The following is a 16,927-nucleotide window of genomic DNA, read 5'->3' as shown; positions in this document are numbered from 1 at the left end:
CAGATTTCGCGGATGCCTTCTTCGAACACGCCGTGGGTCGACGGGTAGGTGATCATCAGCGCGGCGAGGTGTTCGCGGTGCTCGATGGCTTTGGCGCGCAGGTCTTCGATGTCGACGTTGCCACGCGCATCGCACGCAGTCACGACAACGCGCATGCCAGCCATGTTGGCGGTGGCCGGGTTGGTGCCGTGGGCGGACGACGGGATCAGGCAGATGTCGCGACGCTCATCGCCACGGCTCTGGTGATAAGCACGAATCGCCAACAGGCCAGCGTATTCACCTTGCGAACCGGCGTTCGGTTGCAGCGAGATCGCGTCGTAACCGGTGGCGGCGCAGAGCATCGCTTCCAGTTCGTCGGTCAGTTGCTGGTAACCGGCGCTCTGTGCGGCTGGGGCGAACGGGTGCAGGGCACCGAATTCAGCCCAGGTCACCGGGATCATTTCGCTGGCGGCGTTGAGTTTCATGGTGCACGAGCCCAGCGGGATCATGGTGCGATCCAGGGCCAGATCCTTGTCTGCCAGTTTGCGCAGGTAGCGCATCAGCTCGGTTTCCGAGTGATAACGGTTGAACACCGGGTGGCTGAGGATTGGCGACTGACGCACCAACGAAGCAGGAATGGTGCTCTGTACCGAAGCGGCCAGCGCAGCGAAGTCCGGCAGGGTCTTGCCGTCGGCGAACAGGCCCCACAGGGTTTCGATATCCGCCTGGGTGGTGGTTTCATCGACCGACAGGCCCAGACGCTGAGCGTCGACCACGCGCAGGTTGATCTGCGCAGCGTGCGCCTTGTCGTGCAGTGCGGCGGTTTGTGCGCCGGTGGCTACGGTCAGGGTGTCGAAGAAGCTGGCTTGTTCAACTGTCGCGCCCAGCGCGGTCAGGCCCTTGGCCAGAATCGCGGTCAGGTGATGCACGCGGTTGGCGATCTGCGTCAGGCCTTTCGGGCCGTGGTAGACGGCGTACATGCTGGCGATGTTGGCCAACAGAACCTGTGCGGTGCAGATGTTCGAAGTGGCCTTCTCGCGACGGATGTGTTGCTCGCGGGTTTGCATCGCCAGGCGCAGGGCCGGCTTGCCGAAACGGTCAACCGAAACGCCGACCAGACGGCCCGGCATGTCGCGCTTGAACGCATCTTTGGTGGAGAAGTAAGCGGCGTGCGGGCCACCGAAGCCCAGCGGCACGCCGAAGCGTTGTGCCGAACCGATGGCGACGTCAGCGCCGAATTCGCCCGGGGCGGTCAGCAGGGTCAGGGCCAGCAAGTCAGCGGCCACGGCCACCAACGCGTTGGCGGCGTGGAAGCGTTCGGTCAGTTCGCGGTAGTCGAACACATCACCGTTGGCGGCCGGGTATTGCAGCAGCGCGCCGAAGAACGGCGTCACGTCAGTCAGTTCACGCTCATCGCCCACTACAACTTCAATACCCAGCGGCTCGGCACGGGTGCGCAGCACGTCGAGGGTTTGCGGGTGGCTGTGGATCGAGGCGAAGAATTGGTGGCTGCCCTTGTTCTTGCTCAGGCGTTTGCAGAAGGTCATGGCTTCGGCAGCGGCGGTGGCTTCGTCGAGCAAGGATGCGTTGGCGATCGGCAGGCCGGTGAGGTCGCTGATCATGGTCTGGAAGTTCAGCAGCGCTTCGAGACGGCCCTGGGAAATTTCCGGCTGGTACGGGGTGTAAGCGGTGTACCAGGCCGGATTTTCCAGCAGGTTACGCAGGATCGGCGACGGCGTGTGGCAGTTGTAGTAGCCCTGGCCGATGTAAGTCTTGAACAGCTGATTCTTGCCGGCGATGCCTTTGATCATCGCCAGGGCATCGGCTTCGCTGAGGCCGTCGTCCATGCCGAGCACGCTGGTGCCCTTGATGCTTTCCGGGATGACGCTGGCGCTCAGCGCTTCGAGCGAATCGAAGCCGAGGCTGTTGAGCATGGCTTGCTCGTCACCGGCGCGCGGGCCGATGTGACGGGCGATGAATTCGTTGGCGGTGCCAAGGTTTACTTGAGTCATGTCGGTGTTCCTCAGGCTTCGGCTTGGGCTTTGATCAGACGGTCGTACGCGTCCTGATCGAGCAGTTTGCCGACAGCGGCGGCGTCGCTTGGCTGGAAGCGGAAGAACCAGCCTTCGCCCAGCGGATCTTCGTTGACCAGTTCCGGGCTGTCTTCCAGCGCCGGGTTGGTTGCCAGCACTTCGCCGTCGAGGGGCATGTACACGCCGCTGGCGGCTTTCACCGATTCCACGGTGGCGGCTTCGGCGCCTTTGTCGTACGCCTGCAATTCAGGCAGTTGCACGAACACCACGTCGCCCAAGGCGTTCTGCGCGAAAGCGGTGATGCCGACAGTAACGCTGCCGTCAGCTTCGGTGCGCAGCCATTCGTGATCTTCAGTAAAACGCAACTCGCTCATGGAAACTCCTCAGGGGCCAGACTCGTCTGGTGGACGCGGTGGAAGGCTTGGGCAGGGAAGCCCTTTATTTATGAAGGGTTGATTAGCAAGAACGCGGCCAAGGTTGATTTATCTTTATAAATCAGTGATTTGAATGATTTTTACGGATGTGACTCAGTGGCGCGTGTAGCGAAATCGCTACAGCACAAGGCGAGGAGAAAAGCTGAACCGGATCAAAGCCTTGCACAGCGGTGATCGGAGGAGGGTGTAACGACATCATTCCACTGTAGCGCTTTCAGTACAGATAAAGGTCGCTTTTAAGCAGGAAATACAATTCTTGGGTTGGAAACCCGGACTGTAGGAGCTGCCGAAGGCTACGATCTTGTCCCGGCCAATACACATTCAAAGTCAACAGATCGCAGCCTCCGGCAGCTCCTACAGAAAACAATCTGGAACACCGTTCAAAATGTAGGAGCAGAGCTTGCTCGCGAAAGCGGTCTGTCAGTCACCATTAATTGCAACTGAAAGGCCGCTTTCGCGAGCAAGCTCTGCTCCTACAAGGGCGCGGCGTCGGATTTGCTAAGTGTGCAAAAGGAGTTACGGTTTGTTGGGGATGCCGTACTTGCGCAACCGATGGGCGATAGCGGTATGCGAGGTTTGCAGGCGGCTGGCCAGTTGCCGGGTCGAGGGGTAGCTGACGTAGAGTTTTTCCAGCAGCGCTTTCTCGAACGACTCGACCGCTTGTTCGAGGCTGTCGACATCGCTGTCAGTCTGCCGCGCCACCGAGGTGCCGGCGATGTCGAGGTCGCCGATGTCCACCAGGCTGCTTTCGCAAATCGCCGCCGCGCGGAAGATCACGTTCTGCAATTGCCGCACATTGCCCGGCCAGCGATTGCCGAGCAGCGCCGGGTAAGTGCCCGGGGCGAGGCGGCAGACCGGGCGCTGAATCTGCGCGCAAGCCTGCTGCATGAAGTAGCGCGCCAGCAGCAGAATGTCCTGACCACGTTCACGCAGCGGCGGCACTTCCACGTTGAGCACGTTGAGGCGGTAGAACAGATCCTCACGGAACGACCCTTCGCTGACCATTTTTTCCAGATCGCGGTGGGTTGCACTGAGGATGCGCACGTTGACCTTGACCTCTCGATCACCGCCCACGCGGCGGAAGCTGCCGTCATTCAAGAAGCGCAGCAATTTCGCCTGCAAGTACGGCGACATTTCGCCGATCTCATCGAGAAACACCGTGCCCTGGTTGGCCAGCTCCATCAGCCCCGGTTTGCCGCCACGCGCCGCCCCGGTGAAGGCGCCGGGGGCGTAGCCGAACAGCTCGCTCTCGGCGAGGTTCTCCGGCAGCGCTGCGCAGTTGAGGGCGAGAAACGGCGCGTTGTGTCGCGCACTGATCGCGTGGCAGGCGCGGGCGACCAGTTCTTTGCCGGTACCGGTTTCGCCTTGAATCAACAGCGGCGCATCGAGGGCTGCTACACGTTGAGCACGGGCCTTGAGGGTGCGAATCGCCGGGGATTCGCCGAGCAGCGCATCGAAACCTTCGGCGTGGTCGTGGTGCAGCGCCGAGAGTTGTTCGCCGATGCGGTTGGGTTGATACAACGTGAGCAGGGCGCCGGCGTCGGTGATTGGCGTGGCGTCGAGCAGCAAGGTCTGACCGTTGACGGTGATTTCGCGCAGCGGCAGACGGAAGCCGTGTTCGAGCAGCGTGTCGAGCAGGCCGGGGTCGTTGAACAATTCGGAGACGCTTTCGCCGGCCGGTTCGCGACCGTAGAGGGCGATCAATGCCGGGTTGCCGAGCAAGACTTTGCCGGCGCTGTCGAGGGCTAGAACAGGATCGGTCATCGCCGCGAGCAAGGCATCGAGTTGCAAGTGCCGACGCTGGCCGGGGAGGATATCGACCACGGTCACCGCCTCCACGCCGAGCACGCGGAACAACGCATCTTTCAGCTCTTCGAGCACTGTCGGGCTCAGGGTTGGCGCGTCGATATAGACGTTCGGCGGGATCATCTCCACCGCATCCAGATTGAGGTTGCGCCCACCGAGGATAGCCAGGACTTCCTGGGTGATACCGACGCGGTCGATGAAACTGACGTGGATACGCATGGGGCGGTTCAGTGATCTGCAGAGCGGAGGGTGGCAAGTATGCCCTAAATCAAAAACACCCTCACCCCAGCCCTCTCCCGGAGGGAGAGGGGGCCGACCGAGGTGTCTGGGATTTGACATCGACCTGAAAGAACCAGTCGATTATGGATTCGGTGATGCAAGATCAGGTCGGCGTAATTCTGAAGCATCCCCCAATCAGTCCCCTCTCCCTCTGGGAGAGGGCTAGGGTGAGGGGCTTTTGACGGTTACTCGAAATGCTCAGGATTAACCGGATCCCCGGACTGCATATTCAGCTGCTTGCGGATGTCTTCAAACATCAAGTCGTAATGCTTGTGCACCGAGCCGATCTGGCTGTGCGTCTTGGGAATCCCGTATTTTTCGGCAATCCGGGTCACGTCGCGGGCGAAGTTGTAGGCCTCTTCCTTGGGCAGGAAAAACGTTTCCTTCATGTCCTTGCCCTGCATATTGCCGTGCAGGGTGAACTGTATCCCTTTGCCTTTTTGCGGATCGGTGAACACTTCATAGTCGAGGCAGACGTTGTAATTGACGTCATCGTCGGTCAACGCATGCCGCTCGATGTGCAAATGACCGGGTTCAAACTGGGCCATGAGGAACTCCTTTCAAGGCATGGAAAGAGGGCAGACCCTGGGCCTGCCCCCGCCGTTTCTAATTATCGGTAAGTGATGCCAGGCTTCGCTGTGGTCACGCGTGTACCGGCGGTGCCTTGGACAATCGCTTCGATGTCCGCCAGCGAACCGATCACCGCGACCTTGCCAGTATGGCGCGCAAATTCGCAGGCTGCCTGCACCTTCGGCCCCATCGAACCGGCGGCGAAACCGAGGCGCTCGAGTTCGTCCGGGTGCGCTTCGGCGATGCCTTTCTGCGTTGGTTTGCCGTAATCGATAAATGCTGCGTTGACGTCGGTGGCGATCACCAGCAGATCCGCTTCCAGTTGCTCGGCGAGCAGCGAAGAGCACAGATCTTTGTCGATCACCGCTTCGATACCCTTGAGGTTGCGGTTCTCGTCATACATGGTCGGAATCCCGCCACCCCCGGCGCAAATCACGATGCTGCCCTTGTCCAGCAACCACTTGATCGGGCGGATTTCGAAGATGCGTTTTGGTCGTGGACTGGCCACCACACGACGGTACTTATCGCCGTCCGGCGCAATCGCCCAGCCTTTTTCAGCAGCGAGTTTTTCCGCTTCGGCCTTGTCGTAAACCGGGCCGATCGGCTTGGTCGGGTTCTTGAACGCGGGGTCATTGGCGTCGACTTCAACCTGGGTCAACAGGGTGGCAAACGGTACTTCGAAGTCGAGCAGGTTGCCCAGTTCCTGTTCAATGATGTAGCCGATCATGCCTTCGGTTTCGGCACCGAGCACGTCCAGCGGGTAAGGGGTGACGGAGGTGTAAGCCGCCGCTTGCAGCGACAGCAGACCGACTTGCGGGCCATTGCCGTGGGCGATGACCAGTTGGTTGCCGGCATGGATTTTGGCGATTTGCTCGGTGGCGATGCGGATGTTGGCGCGCTGATTGTCAGCGGTCATCGGTTCACCACGGCGGAGCAGGGCGTTACCGCCCAGAGCTACGACGATACGCATGGTGCATGTCCTTCTAATCAGAGGAGAGGCGAACAACTCGATCTTCCTGCCGGAACCGGGATCCCCTGTGGGAGCGAGCCTGCTCGCGAAGGCGTCAGATCAGTCGACATCTCTGTTGAATGACCCACCGCTTTCGCGAGCAGGCTCGCTCCCACCTTTGGAACCGGTTCCTTCAGTGGGAGCTATTTCAGTTACAGATCAGCGAGGGTCGAGACCAGGATCGCCTTGATTGTGTGCATGCGGTTTTCCGCTTGCTCGAAGGCGATGCAGGCTGGGGACTCGAACACGTCGTCGGTCACTTCGATGCCGTTTTTCAGGTGCGGATACTGTTCGGCGATTTGTTTGCCGACTTTGGTATCACTGTTGTGGAACGCCGGCAGGCAGTGCATGAACTTGGTGCGCGGGTTGCCGGAGGCTTTCATCAGCTCGGCGTTGACCTGGTATGGCAGCAGTTGCTGGATACGCTCGGCCCACGCTTCAACCGGCTCGCCCATCGAAACCCAAACGTCGGTGTGAATGAAGTCGACGCCTTTGACCGCGGCTTTCGGGTCTTCGGTCAGGGTGATTCGTGCGCCACTTTCTTCGGCATATTTGTGGCAACGCTCAACCAGATCATCCAGTGGCCACAGGGCTTTCGGCGCGCAGATGCGCACGTCCATGCCGAGTTTGGCGCCGATCAACAGCAGCGAGTTACCCATGTTGTTGCGCGCATCGCCAAGGTAGGCGTAGCTGATTTCATGAATCGGCTTGTCGGCGTGCTCACGCATGGTCAGCACGTCGGCGATCATTTGTGTCGGGTGATATTCATCGGTCAGACCGTTGAACACTGGCACGCCAGCGAACTTGGCCAGCTCTTCGACGATTTCCTGTTTGAAGCCACGGTACTCGATGGCGTCGTACATGCGACCCAGCACGCGGGCTGTGTCTTTCATGCTTTCCTTGTGACCGATCTGGGAAGAGTTCGGGTCGATGTAGGTGACGTTGGCGCCTTGGTCATACGCCGCCACTTCGAACGCGCAACGGGTGCGGGTCGAGGTTTTTTCGAAGATCAGGGCGATATTGTTGCCCTTCAGGTGCTGCTGCTCGGTGCCGGTGTACTTGGCACGTTTGAGGTCGCGGGACAGGTCGAGCAGGTAACGCAGCTCACGTGGGGTGTGGTGTTCCAGGCTGAGCAGGTTACGGTTGTGAATGTTAAAAGCCATGATGGATCTCCTTCGGTGTCGGTTATCCCCCTGGCCGCACTTTATAAGTGACGGCCAGGGCTCAGAGGTTTAGTAGTCGATTGCGTCGCGCACGATTGGGCAGGTCATGCAGTGGCCACCGCCACGGCCTCGGCCCAGTTCACCGGCGCTGATGGTGATGACTTCCACGCCGGCCTTGCGCAGCAGGGTGTTGGTGTAGGTGTTGCGGTCGTAGCCGATGACCACGCCCGGTTCCACGGCCACCACGTTGTTGCCGTCGTCCCATTGCTCGCGTTCAGCGGCGAAGCTGTTGCCGCCGGTTTCCACCACGCGCAACGCTTTCAGATTGAGGGCCTTGGCCACGGTGTCGAGGAAAGTGCCTTCTTCGCGGCGGATGTCGATGCCGCCCTGTTTGCCTTCGTCAGGTCGCAGGGTGAAGGCAACGATCTGATTGACCACTTCCGGGAAAATCGTTACGAGGTCGCGGTCGCAGAAGCTGAACACGGTGTCGAGGTGCATCGCCGCGCGGGATTTCGGCAGGCCGGCAACGATGACTTTTTCCACGGCTTTGTTCTTGAACAGGTTCAGCGCCAGTTGGCCGATGGCCTGACGGGACGAGCGCTCGCCCATACCGATCAACACCACGCCGTTGCCGATTGGCATGACGTCGCCGCCTTCAAGGGTGGAGCTGCCGTGATCCTTGTCCGGGTCGCCGTACCAGATTTCGAATTCGGCGTTGGTGAACTGTGGATGGAATTTGTAGATGGCGGTGGTCAGCAGGGTTTCCTGACGGCGCGCTGGCCAGTACATCGGGTTCAGCGTCACGCCACCGTAGATCCAGCAGGTGGTGTCGCGGGTGAACTGAGTGTTCGGCAGCGGCGGCAGAATGAAGCTCGAATGGCCGAGGAAGTCGCGGAACATCTGAATAGTCTTGCCGCCGAAACTGTCCGGCAGATCATCAGCGGACACGCCGCCAATCAGGAACTCGGCGATGTGCCGTGGCTCGAGGCTTTTCAGCCAGGATTTGACTTCGTTGATCAGGCCCAGGCCCACCGAATCGGCGGTGACCTTGCGCTCGAGAATCCAGTCCAGCGCCTCAGGGATGGCGACGATGTCGGTCAGCAGGTTGTGCATTTCCAGTACATCGATGCCGCGCTCGCGCATCTTGGTGACGAAGTCGAAGTGGTCGCGCTTGGCCTGGGCAACCCAGAGCACGTCGTCGAACAGCAGCTCATCGCAGTTGTTCGGGGTCAGCCGCTGGTGGGCCAGACCTGGGGAGCAAACCATGACTTTGCGCAGTTTGCCGGCTTCGGAATGTACGCCGTACTTAACTTTTTCCGTGGTCATTTCAGTGATCCTCCAGATGACAAATTAGTCGGGTATTACAGCGTCAGGAAGCCGTCGTAGAGACCATAGGCTGCCACCAGGGCACCCACGATCACCGCGGCGAAAAGCAGCTTCTCGACATTAGTGAAAATCGGTTGTTTGAGTTCCAGCTTGGCTTTGGCGAACAGGATCGCTCCAGGTGCGTAGAGCAGGGCCGAAAGCAGCAAGTACTTGACCCCGCCGGCATACAACAGCCACACCGCATAGATCAGCGCGATGCCGCCGATAATCAGATCCTTGCGCCGTTCGGCGGCAAAGCCTTCGTAAGTTTCGCCGCGCACCGCCAGCAGCAGCGCATACGCCGCCGACCACAGATACGGCACCAGAATCATCGAAGTGGCGAGGTAGATCAGCGACAGGTAAGTACTCGCCGAGAACAGAGTGATGATCAGGAAAATCTGCACCATCGCGTTGGTCAGCCACAGGGCGTTGACCGGTACGTGGTTCTCGTTTTCCTTGCGCAGGAACTCTGGCATGGTGTGGTCTTTGGCGGCGGCGAACATGATCTCCGCACACAGCAGCACCCACGACAGCAGCGCACCCAGCAGCGAAATGATCAGACCAACACTGATCAGCACCGCGCCCCAGTGACCGACGACATGCTCAAGCACGGCGGCCATCGACGGGTTCTGCAGTTTCGCCAGTTCCGGCTGAGTCATGATGCCCAGCGACAGCACGTTCACCAGCACCAGAAACAGCAGCACGGTGATGAAGCCGATCACGGTGGCTTTACCGACGTCCGAGCGTTTTTCCGCGCGGGCCGAGAAGATGCTCGCGCCTTCGATGCCGATGAACACCCACACGGTGACCAGCATCATGTTGCGCACCTGGTTCATCACGCTGCCCAGATCAGGGTTTTTGATGCCCCAGATGTCGGCGGTGAAGATGTCCAGTTTGAAGGCGAAAATCGCGATCAGAACGAACAGCACCAGCGGCACAACCTTGGCGACCGTGGTCACAAGGTTAATGAACGCTGCTTCCTTGATTCCGCGCAGGACGAGGAAGTGCACGGCCCACAGCAGCACCGAGGCGCCGATCACCGCTGCAACAGTGTTGCCTTCACCGAAAATCGGGAAGAAATAGCCGAGAGTACTGAACAGCAGAACGAAGTAACCGACGTTGCCCAGCCAGGCACTGATCCAGTAACCCCAGGCGGACGAGAAACCCATGTAGTCGCCGAAACCGGCCTTGGCATAGGCGTAGACACCGCCGTCCAGGTCAGGCTTTCGGTTGGCGAGGGTCTGGAAGACAAAAGCGAGGGTGAGCATGCCGACAGCGGTGATGGCCCAACCGATCAGCACGGCGCCAACGTCGGCGCTGGCGGCCATGTTTTGTGGCAAAGAGAATATCCCGCCACCGATCATTGAACCGACTACCAACGCAACCAGTGCACCGAGTCGTAGTTTTCCGGGAGCTTCAGACATTGCATGACTCCATTGCAGGAGAAGAGAGATCACAGCGTAGTTCTGTTGTCTGTTCAGTTAGCTGACTTAGATCAGTGCATGGTCACATTCCATTGTTAATGAATGACTTATGAATCGGCTGAAGGCATAAAGCTATCGTCTGCGAAGCCCGATTTAGACGCTTTTTGGCTACATGCTTGGGAATAGCTATTATTACTTTCGAATTATGACGCTAGTTCGTTTTGGCAGATTGGCAAATTTTCCGCGTCTGTTTTCAGTACAGAATTGATTTATTAGGATCAGCGCACAAAATTGTCTGAGCGTGCTAGGCGTTAGCGTGATCGGCTATATATAAATGGGCATTTGTTGGCGTTATTTAATAAACGTACATACTCTTTACCCATTTAGTTAGTTAAGTCATAAACCAGTGGTGAGGGTTCGGTGCATCTGGGGTTTGGGTGGATCCTGAGGTTTGGCTGGAAATTGAGAATTCGTTGATCAGGAAGGGAGATTTGAATGTCGCAACCGACGCAAAAGCTGCGCCTAGGCGCGTTGATCGCTCTGGTGGTGGGGTCGATGATTGGTGGGGGGATTTTCTCGCTGCCGCAGAACATGGCGGCGCGGGCCGATGCCGGGGCGATATTGATCGGTTGGGGCATCACCGCGATCGGCATGCTCACGCTGGCGTTCGTCTTTCAGACCCTGGCCAACCGCAAGCCTGAACTGGATTCCGGCGTCTACGCCTATGCCAAGGCCGGGTTCGGAGACTACATGGGGTTTTCATCGGCGTGGGGTTACTGGATCAGCGCCTGGCTGGGTAACGTCGGTTATTTCGTCCTTTTATTCAGCACCCTCGGCTACTTCTTTCCGGTGTTCGGTCAGGGCAATACGCCGATCGCCATCGGCTGCGCTTCGGTGCTGTTGTGGTGCGTGCATTTTCTGGTGATGCGCGGGATCAAAGAGGCAGCGTTCATCAATCAGGTGACCACGGTGGCGAAGATCGTGCCGCTGATCATGTTCATCGTCATTGCCGCCGTCGCCTTCAAGGCCGACATTTTTACCCGCGACATCTGGGGCACCAGCAACCCGAACTTCGGCAATGTCATGGATCAAGTGCGCAACATGATGCTGGTCACGGTGTTCGTGTTCATCGGCATCGAAGGCGCCAGTGTTTACTCGGCGCGTGCGGAGAAACGCAGCGACGTCGGCCGCGCCACGGTGATCGGCTTTATCGGTGTGTTGGCGTTGCTGGTGCTGGTCAATGTGCTGTCGCTGGGGATCATGAGCCAGCCGGAACTGGCCAACCTGCAAAACCCTTCGCTGGCCGCGGTGCTGGAACACATCGTCGGGCCGTGGGGCGCATTGCTGATCAGCATCGGCCTGGCAATCTCGCTGCTCGGTGCGCTGCTGTCGTGGGCGCTGCTCTGCGCAGAAATCCTCTTCGCCACGGCCAAAGACAAAACCATGCCGGCGTTCCTTAAAAAGGAAAACAAAAACCACGTGCCGGTGAACGCGTTGTGGCTGACCAACGCGATGATCCAGATTTTCCTGCTGATCACCCTGTTTTCGGCGGGCACCTACACCAGCCTGATTTATCTGGCGTCGTCGATGATTCTGGTGCCGTATCTGTGGTCGGCGGCGTATGCCGTACTGCTGAGCGGGCGTGGCGAAACCTACGAACACGCCTCGGCTGAACGCACCAAGGATTTGCTGATCGGCGGCATCGCCCTGGGTTATGCGGTGTGGTTGCTGTACGCCGGCGGGGTGAAATATTTGCTGCTGTCGGCGCTGCTGTATGCGCCGGGGGTGATCCTGTTTGCCAAGGCCAAACATGAACAGGGCGAGCCGATCTTCACGTCTATTGAGAAGGGCATCTTTACCGTCGTCATTATCGGTGCGGGTCTGGCGGCGTATGGCTTGTACAGCGGCATGCTGTCGTTGTGAGGTTGGCGCTGGACTATCAACCGCCGTATGACTGGGAGGCGATGCTGGATTTTCTCGCGGCGCGAGCGGTGGTCGGGATGGAGACCGTGGTCGATGGCTTGTACTCGCGCAGCATCGGGTTGAACGGGGTGCATGGCACGGTTTCAGTGTGGCCCGGTGCTGCTGATTCGCTGGCGGTTGAAGTGGGTTTTCCTGATTCGCAGGCGCTGCCGGAGATTGTGCGGCGGTTGCGGCGGATGTTCGATCTGGATGCGGAACTGGTGGTGATGCAAGGGCATCTTGCGCAGGATCCGCTGCTGGCGCGGTTGATGGCCGAGCGTCCCGGGTTGCGCATTCCGGGGGCGTGGGATGGTTTGGAACTGGCGTTTCGTGCTGTGCTCGGGCAGCAGATTACCGTGGTGGCGGCGATTCGCTTGGCGGGGAAATTGGTGGCTCAGTATGGCGCGCCGTTGCAATCGACGGTGCCGGGTTTGAGTTATGTGTTTCCTGAGGCGAGTGTGTTGGCTGAGGCGGATTTGGCGGCGTTGGGGATGCCCAAGAGTCGAGGGCGGACACTGTCGGGCGTGGCTCAAGCGTTGCTTGATGATCCTTCATTATTTGAGCCGGATTGCGACGATGGTGTGGCGCGGTTGCTGGCGTTGCACGGGATTGGCGAGTGGACGGCGCAGTACATTGCGCTACGGCAGTTGCGCGATCTGGATGGCTTTCCCCATGGCGATGTCGGGTTGTTGCGGGCGTTGGAAGTGTTGGAAGGACAGCGGCCGACGGCGCGGGAATTGGCTGTGCGGGCGGAGGGTTGGCGGCCTTATCGCGGGTATGCGGCGCAGGTGTTGTGGGCGTCTTTGAGTCACCCTCACCCCAGCCCTCTCCCAGAGGGAGAGGGGGCCGATCGAGGTGTCTGGCGCTATACATCGACCTGAGTAACCGAGGCGATTATGGATTCAAGGCCAATTTTCCATGCTGATGTTGGATTCAACACCAATCTTTCAAGTCGGTGAATCTCGCCAATATCCCCCAATCAGTCCCCTCTCCCCCTGGGAGAGGGCTAGGGTGAGGGGCTCTTCAAACCCACTGCGGCCGGTGGGCGCCCAAATCCATGGCAGGCAACGCCCACTGCAGCGGTGTGCCGCTGATCTTCACCGGCGCCAGCAACCGATGTGCTGGCCCCCATGGGGTTTGTTCCAAGGGCAACCCTTGGTCTTGTTCATCCTCGGCACGCAACGCTTCGGCTATTCCGGCCCCGTGTTCGATCAACAACTTCGCCGTCCGCGCCAACGACAACCGTGCCGAACCACCATGCCCATTCCGCAACCGCTCAGTCAGCAATCTGATCGCACTCGCCGCCATCAAATAGCCGGTCGCATGATCCAGCGCCTGCACCGGCAACGGCGTCGGTTTGTCCGCCTGCTTCCAGCGCTTCCCGGCCTCGGCGATGCCGCTGCTCATTTGCACCAGACTGTCGAAGCCCCGACGGTTTTGCCACGGGCCGCTCCAGCCGTAAGCGTTGAGGCAGACGTCGATCAATCCCGGTGCCAATTGGCGACGACGTTCAACGCCGAAACCAAGATTCTCCAACGCATCAGCGCGATAACCGTGCAGCAGTATGTCGGCGTCTTTCAGCAGACTCTCGAACACCGCGCGATCCGCCGGAACCTGCAAATCCAGCCGTGCGCAGCGTTTGCCCAAGGTCATTTCCGGGACGACGCCGGGCTCATTCCAGGTCGGTGGATCGATGCGCAAAACCTCAGCACCGAGCCCCGCGAGGAAACGACTGGCGGTAGGGCCGGCGAGCACGCGCGTCAGATCTAACACCTTGATCCCGGCCAATGGGCGTTCCACGGAGCCTTGCCACGATTTCGCATATTCATCCTGATCAGCGATGAAGTGCACCAGCGGTTCGGCATTCACCGCCAACCCCTGCGGATGCTGTTGCCACTGCGCCCAACTGCGCATTTCGGCGGCGCAACCCTTGGCGTCGACCACCGCTTGCTCCAGCTCCGTGCTCGCCCACTGCGCGACTTTCGCCGCCATCACCGCGTGGTCGGCGCAGGCACCGAGCACGCGTTCAGCGGCGGCGCGGTGGTGCGGGGCGTTGGTGTGCAGGCGAATCCAGCCGTCGCGCGTTGCGTAGTCACCGGCGACCGGATCCCACAGCGGCGGCACTTGCCAGCCGATCGGGCGCAGTGATGAGGAAAACCAGAACGAGGCCAGACGACGATCGACTTCTACGGCGGGCAGGTGGCCGGTTTGTTGCTGCAAGAGTTCGCTGATGGCTTGCCCGGCAGCGGCGATGCTGGCGCAGGCCAGATCGGTGACGGCGAAGGCCGAGGGCAGGGCGCCACTGGCGGTGAACGCAATCGGCGTGTGCGGCAAGCCGAGTGCGGCTTGAATGGACGTGAGTAAATCAGTCATCGAAGGCCCTCCGGAGCGAGAGGGCGATGATAGTGCAAAACGTCACGGGATTAGATGAAGGCTCTTGTAGGAGCTGAGCTTGCTCGCGAAAGCGGTGTGGCAGTCGACGAAGATGTTGAATGTGACGGCCTCTTCGCGAGCAAGCTCTGCTCCTACAAGTTTGTGTGGTGAGGTCTAGACGCGGAACTGATCCATCAATTTCATCTGCTGGCTCGCCAGTGCATTGAGCTGGCTGCTGATCGCCGCCGACTCGGTGGCTTGCCCGGTCAAGGTCTCGGTCACAGTGCGAATCGCCGAAACGTTGCGATTAACCTCTTCGGCCACCGCGCTCTGCTGTTCCGCCGCGCTGGCAATCTGCAGATTCATGTCGCTGATCACCGTCACCGCGTCGCTGATCTTGCCCAGCGCATCCACGGCCTGACGAATCTGCCCGGCGTTGTTGTGTGCCTGAGTCTGGCTCGAATGCATGGTGGCGACCACGCCGCGCGTGCCGGTCTGAATACGCTCGATGACCACGCGAATTTCTTCCACCGAATCCTGCGTGCGTTTGGCGAGGTTACGCACCTCGTCGGCGACCACGGCGAAACCGCGTCCACTCTCACCGGCACGGGCCGCTTCAATCGCCGCGTTGAGCGCGAGCAGGTTGGTTTGTTCGGCGATGCTGCGGATCACTTCCAGTACCGAACCGATCTGCTCGCTGTTGACCGCCAGCGCTTCAACTTCGGTCACCGCTTTGCTGACTTCATCGGCCAGTTGATTGATGTCGCGGGTGCTGCGTTCGATGATCGACATGCCGTCCTTCGCCGACTGATCGGCACCTTTCGCGGCGTTGGCTGCGTTCGACGCGCTGTTGGCGACGTCGTGGGCGGTGGCGCTCATTTCGTTGGACGCGGTGGCGACCTGATCGATTTCGCGGAACTGCACCTGCATGCCTTCGCTGGTCTGACGGGCGATTTCCGAAGACTGGTCGGCGGTGCCGCGCGCTTCGGTAATGCTCTGTTTGATCTGCGCAATGGTCGGTTGCAGCTTGTCGAGGAAACGGTTGAACCAGTTCACCAGTTCGCCCAGTTCATCTTTCTTGCTGTAGTTCAGACGCTGGGTCAGATCGCCTTCGCCGCTGGCGATGTTCTTCAGCATCTTGGCGACGCTGTTGATCGGACGGGTAACGCCAGACGCGGTCAGCCAGATCAGCAGCAGACCGACCACGCCAGCCACCACAGCCACCAACAGCGCGGTGAGCACGCCGGTTTCCTGCGCATCATCGAGCACCGCTTGCAGCTTGACCGAGTCGGCCAGCAGCACTTGTTTCGGCAGGTCGATGACCACGCCCCACGCACGCGAGTTGCCAATCGGGTCGACCGGGTACACCGCACGGATCAGGTCGCCCTGTTCGAGGATTTTCGGTGTGCCGGAGGCGAGCAGTTGCAGTACGTCCTGGCCATTGGCGCCGAGGGTGTCGTTGATCTTTTTGCCGACCTTGGTCGCGTCCGAACTGTCGGCGCCGAGCACGCCGCTGCCGGAGACGATGAGCATGTGCCCGGCGTTGTTGAAGAGGTTGCGTTGCGACTCGACGGCGGCTGCTTGCAGCGCGTCGAGGGCGATGTCGACACCGACCACGCCGATCGCTTTGCCGTCGACAATCAACGGTACGGAAATGGTCGTCATGAGCATTTCCTTATTGCCCACGGTGTCTGCGTACGGGTCGAGCAAACAGGTGCGTTTGTTGTCGCGAGGGCAGGTGTACCAGCTGTTGTACGGCGTGCCGCTGACGCTGAGGGTAGTTTTGGTCAGGTCTTCTTCGACCATGATCGTGTTCAGCGAGGCGCCGGCCGCGCGGCTCCAATAGGTCGCGAAACGCCCGGCTTCGTTGGACTGGCGCGCGGCGTCGTTGGCGAACTCGCTGTCCTTGCCGTCGAGGCCGTTGGGTTCGAAGGCGAGCCAGATGCCGAGCACTTTATCGTTGCGCTCGAAGGCGGTTTTCAGGCTCAGGTTCAACTCTTCGCGCAGGGCGCCGGCGTCCAGTGAACGCTTGGCGGCCATCACGCGCATGTCTTTGATCTGATCCGCCAGCGCGGTAATCACCAACAAGCTTTCGCCAAAGGTTTTCTGCACCCGCACCGCTTGTTCGGCGGCTTTGGCTTGCAGCAGGTTTTGCACACTGGCGGTGAGCAGCTGGTTGCTGGAGTTGCTGACCAGTTCATCGTTCTGGTTGGTCTGGTAGATGTTCATGCCAACAATCAGCGCGACCACACCGAGCAGGCACAGACCGGAGAGCAGGACGATTTTCAGGCGGATGGACAGAGAGTCGAACATGGGGCGATCTCGCGAATGGATAAACGGTTGGCTTGCGGGTATGGACTACCCGGTTCGCCAAATCCATTCAGCGCCATGAATGCTCATCGGCGCGAGGCGAAAAGGCATGAGGCGCGCGCCGACGAACGGTCAGCGCTAAACGTTTGCGCAGGGGAAAGTGCTGGAAATCAGAGCAATTTCAGGGAAGTGTCTGCGTGAATTGGATAGCTTTTGTGGC

Annotated in this window: 9 protein-coding genes and 4 pseudogenes; 2 read left to right on the top strand and 11 right to left on the bottom strand. The window is 59.8% G+C overall.

Annotation, left to right across the window (positions count from 1 at the left end):
* The 8 genes and pseudogenes from gcvP to arcD (ACIP66_RS18115) all read right to left on the bottom strand — a co-directional run.
* Positions 1–1,991 (bottom strand): annotated as a pseudogene (gene gcvP / locus ACIP66_RS18150) (aminomethyl-transferring glycine dehydrogenase); the annotation flags it as partial.
* Positions 1,992–2,002: 11 nt separating this feature from the next.
* Positions 2,003–2,386, bottom strand: a complete 384-nt coding sequence (gcvH, locus tag ACIP66_RS18145) for a glycine cleavage system protein GcvH (protein ID WP_180698637.1) — start codon at positions 2,384–2,386, stop codon at positions 2,003–2,005.
* 576 nt (positions 2,387–2,962) lie between these two features.
* Positions 2,963–4,471, bottom strand: coding sequence for a sigma-54-dependent transcriptional regulator (locus ACIP66_RS18140; RefSeq protein ID WP_212543892.1), 1,509 nt, complete (start codon positions 4,469–4,471; stop codon positions 2,963–2,965).
* 245 nt (positions 4,472–4,716) lie between these two features.
* Complete coding sequence (locus ACIP66_RS18135; RefSeq protein WP_053123058.1) at positions 4,717–5,079, bottom strand: DUF5064 family protein; 363 nt, start codon at positions 5,077–5,079, stop codon at positions 4,717–4,719.
* Between the two features lie 62 nt (positions 5,080–5,141).
* The gene (gene arcC / locus ACIP66_RS18130) at positions 5,142–6,071 is read right to left on the bottom strand and encodes a carbamate kinase (protein ID WP_053123056.1); all 930 of its coding nucleotides are present in this window, start codon (positions 6,069–6,071) and stop codon (positions 5,142–5,144) included.
* 191 nt (positions 6,072–6,262) lie between these two features.
* Positions 6,263–7,273 carry an ornithine carbamoyltransferase gene (locus tag ACIP66_RS18125; RefSeq protein WP_053123054.1) on the bottom strand — a complete coding sequence of 337 codons (1,011 nt, stop codon included), beginning with the start codon at positions 7,271–7,273 and terminating at the stop codon, positions 6,263–6,265.
* Between the two features lie 69 nt (positions 7,274–7,342).
* On the bottom strand, positions 7,343–8,599 hold the full coding sequence (gene arcA, locus ACIP66_RS18120; protein ID WP_053123052.1) for an arginine deiminase: 1,257 nt from the start codon (positions 8,597–8,599) through the stop codon (positions 7,343–7,345).
* 35 nt (positions 8,600–8,634) lie between these two features.
* A complete protein-coding gene (arcD, locus tag ACIP66_RS18115; protein WP_053123050.1) occupies positions 8,635–10,062 on the bottom strand; it encodes an arginine-ornithine antiporter in 1,428 nt (475 codons plus the stop codon).
* A 495-nt stretch (positions 10,063–10,557) separates the two neighbouring features.
* On the opposite strand from arcD (ACIP66_RS18115), the gene arcD (ACIP66_RS18110) reads away from it, so the two are divergent.
* A complete protein-coding gene (gene arcD / locus ACIP66_RS18110; RefSeq protein ID WP_053123047.1) occupies positions 10,558–11,985 on the top strand; it encodes an arginine-ornithine antiporter in 1,428 nt (475 codons plus the stop codon).
* Positions 11,982–12,833 (top strand): annotated as a pseudogene (locus tag ACIP66_RS18105) (DNA-3-methyladenine glycosylase family protein); the annotation flags it as partial. The gene arcD (ACIP66_RS18110) and the pseudogene ACIP66_RS18105, both read left to right, overlap by 4 nt.
* A gap of 214 nt (positions 12,834–13,047) precedes the next feature.
* On the opposite strand, the gene ACIP66_RS18100 reads toward ACIP66_RS18105, so the two are convergent.
* From ACIP66_RS18100 to ACIP66_RS18090, 3 genes and pseudogenes are all read right to left on the bottom strand, one after another.
* The gene (locus tag ACIP66_RS18100) at positions 13,048–14,397 is read right to left on the bottom strand and encodes a CoA transferase (RefSeq protein ID WP_400649650.1); all 1,350 of its coding nucleotides are present in this window, start codon (positions 14,395–14,397) and stop codon (positions 13,048–13,050) included.
* Between the two features lie 174 nt (positions 14,398–14,571).
* Positions 14,572–15,099 (bottom strand): annotated as a pseudogene (locus ACIP66_RS18095) (methyl-accepting chemotaxis protein); the annotation flags it as partial.
* Between the two features lie 378 nt (positions 15,100–15,477).
* Positions 15,478–16,437: pseudogene (locus ACIP66_RS18090) on the bottom strand (chemotaxis protein); the annotation flags it as partial.
* Between the last annotated feature and the right edge of the window lie 490 nt (positions 16,438–16,927).

The organism is Pseudomonas sp. NPDC088429 (assembly GCF_044753305.1).
GTDB lineage: Bacteria > Pseudomonadota > Gammaproteobacteria > Pseudomonadales > Pseudomonadaceae > Aquipseudomonas > Aquipseudomonas rustica.
This window is presented reverse-complemented; position numbering and strand designations above follow the sequence as displayed.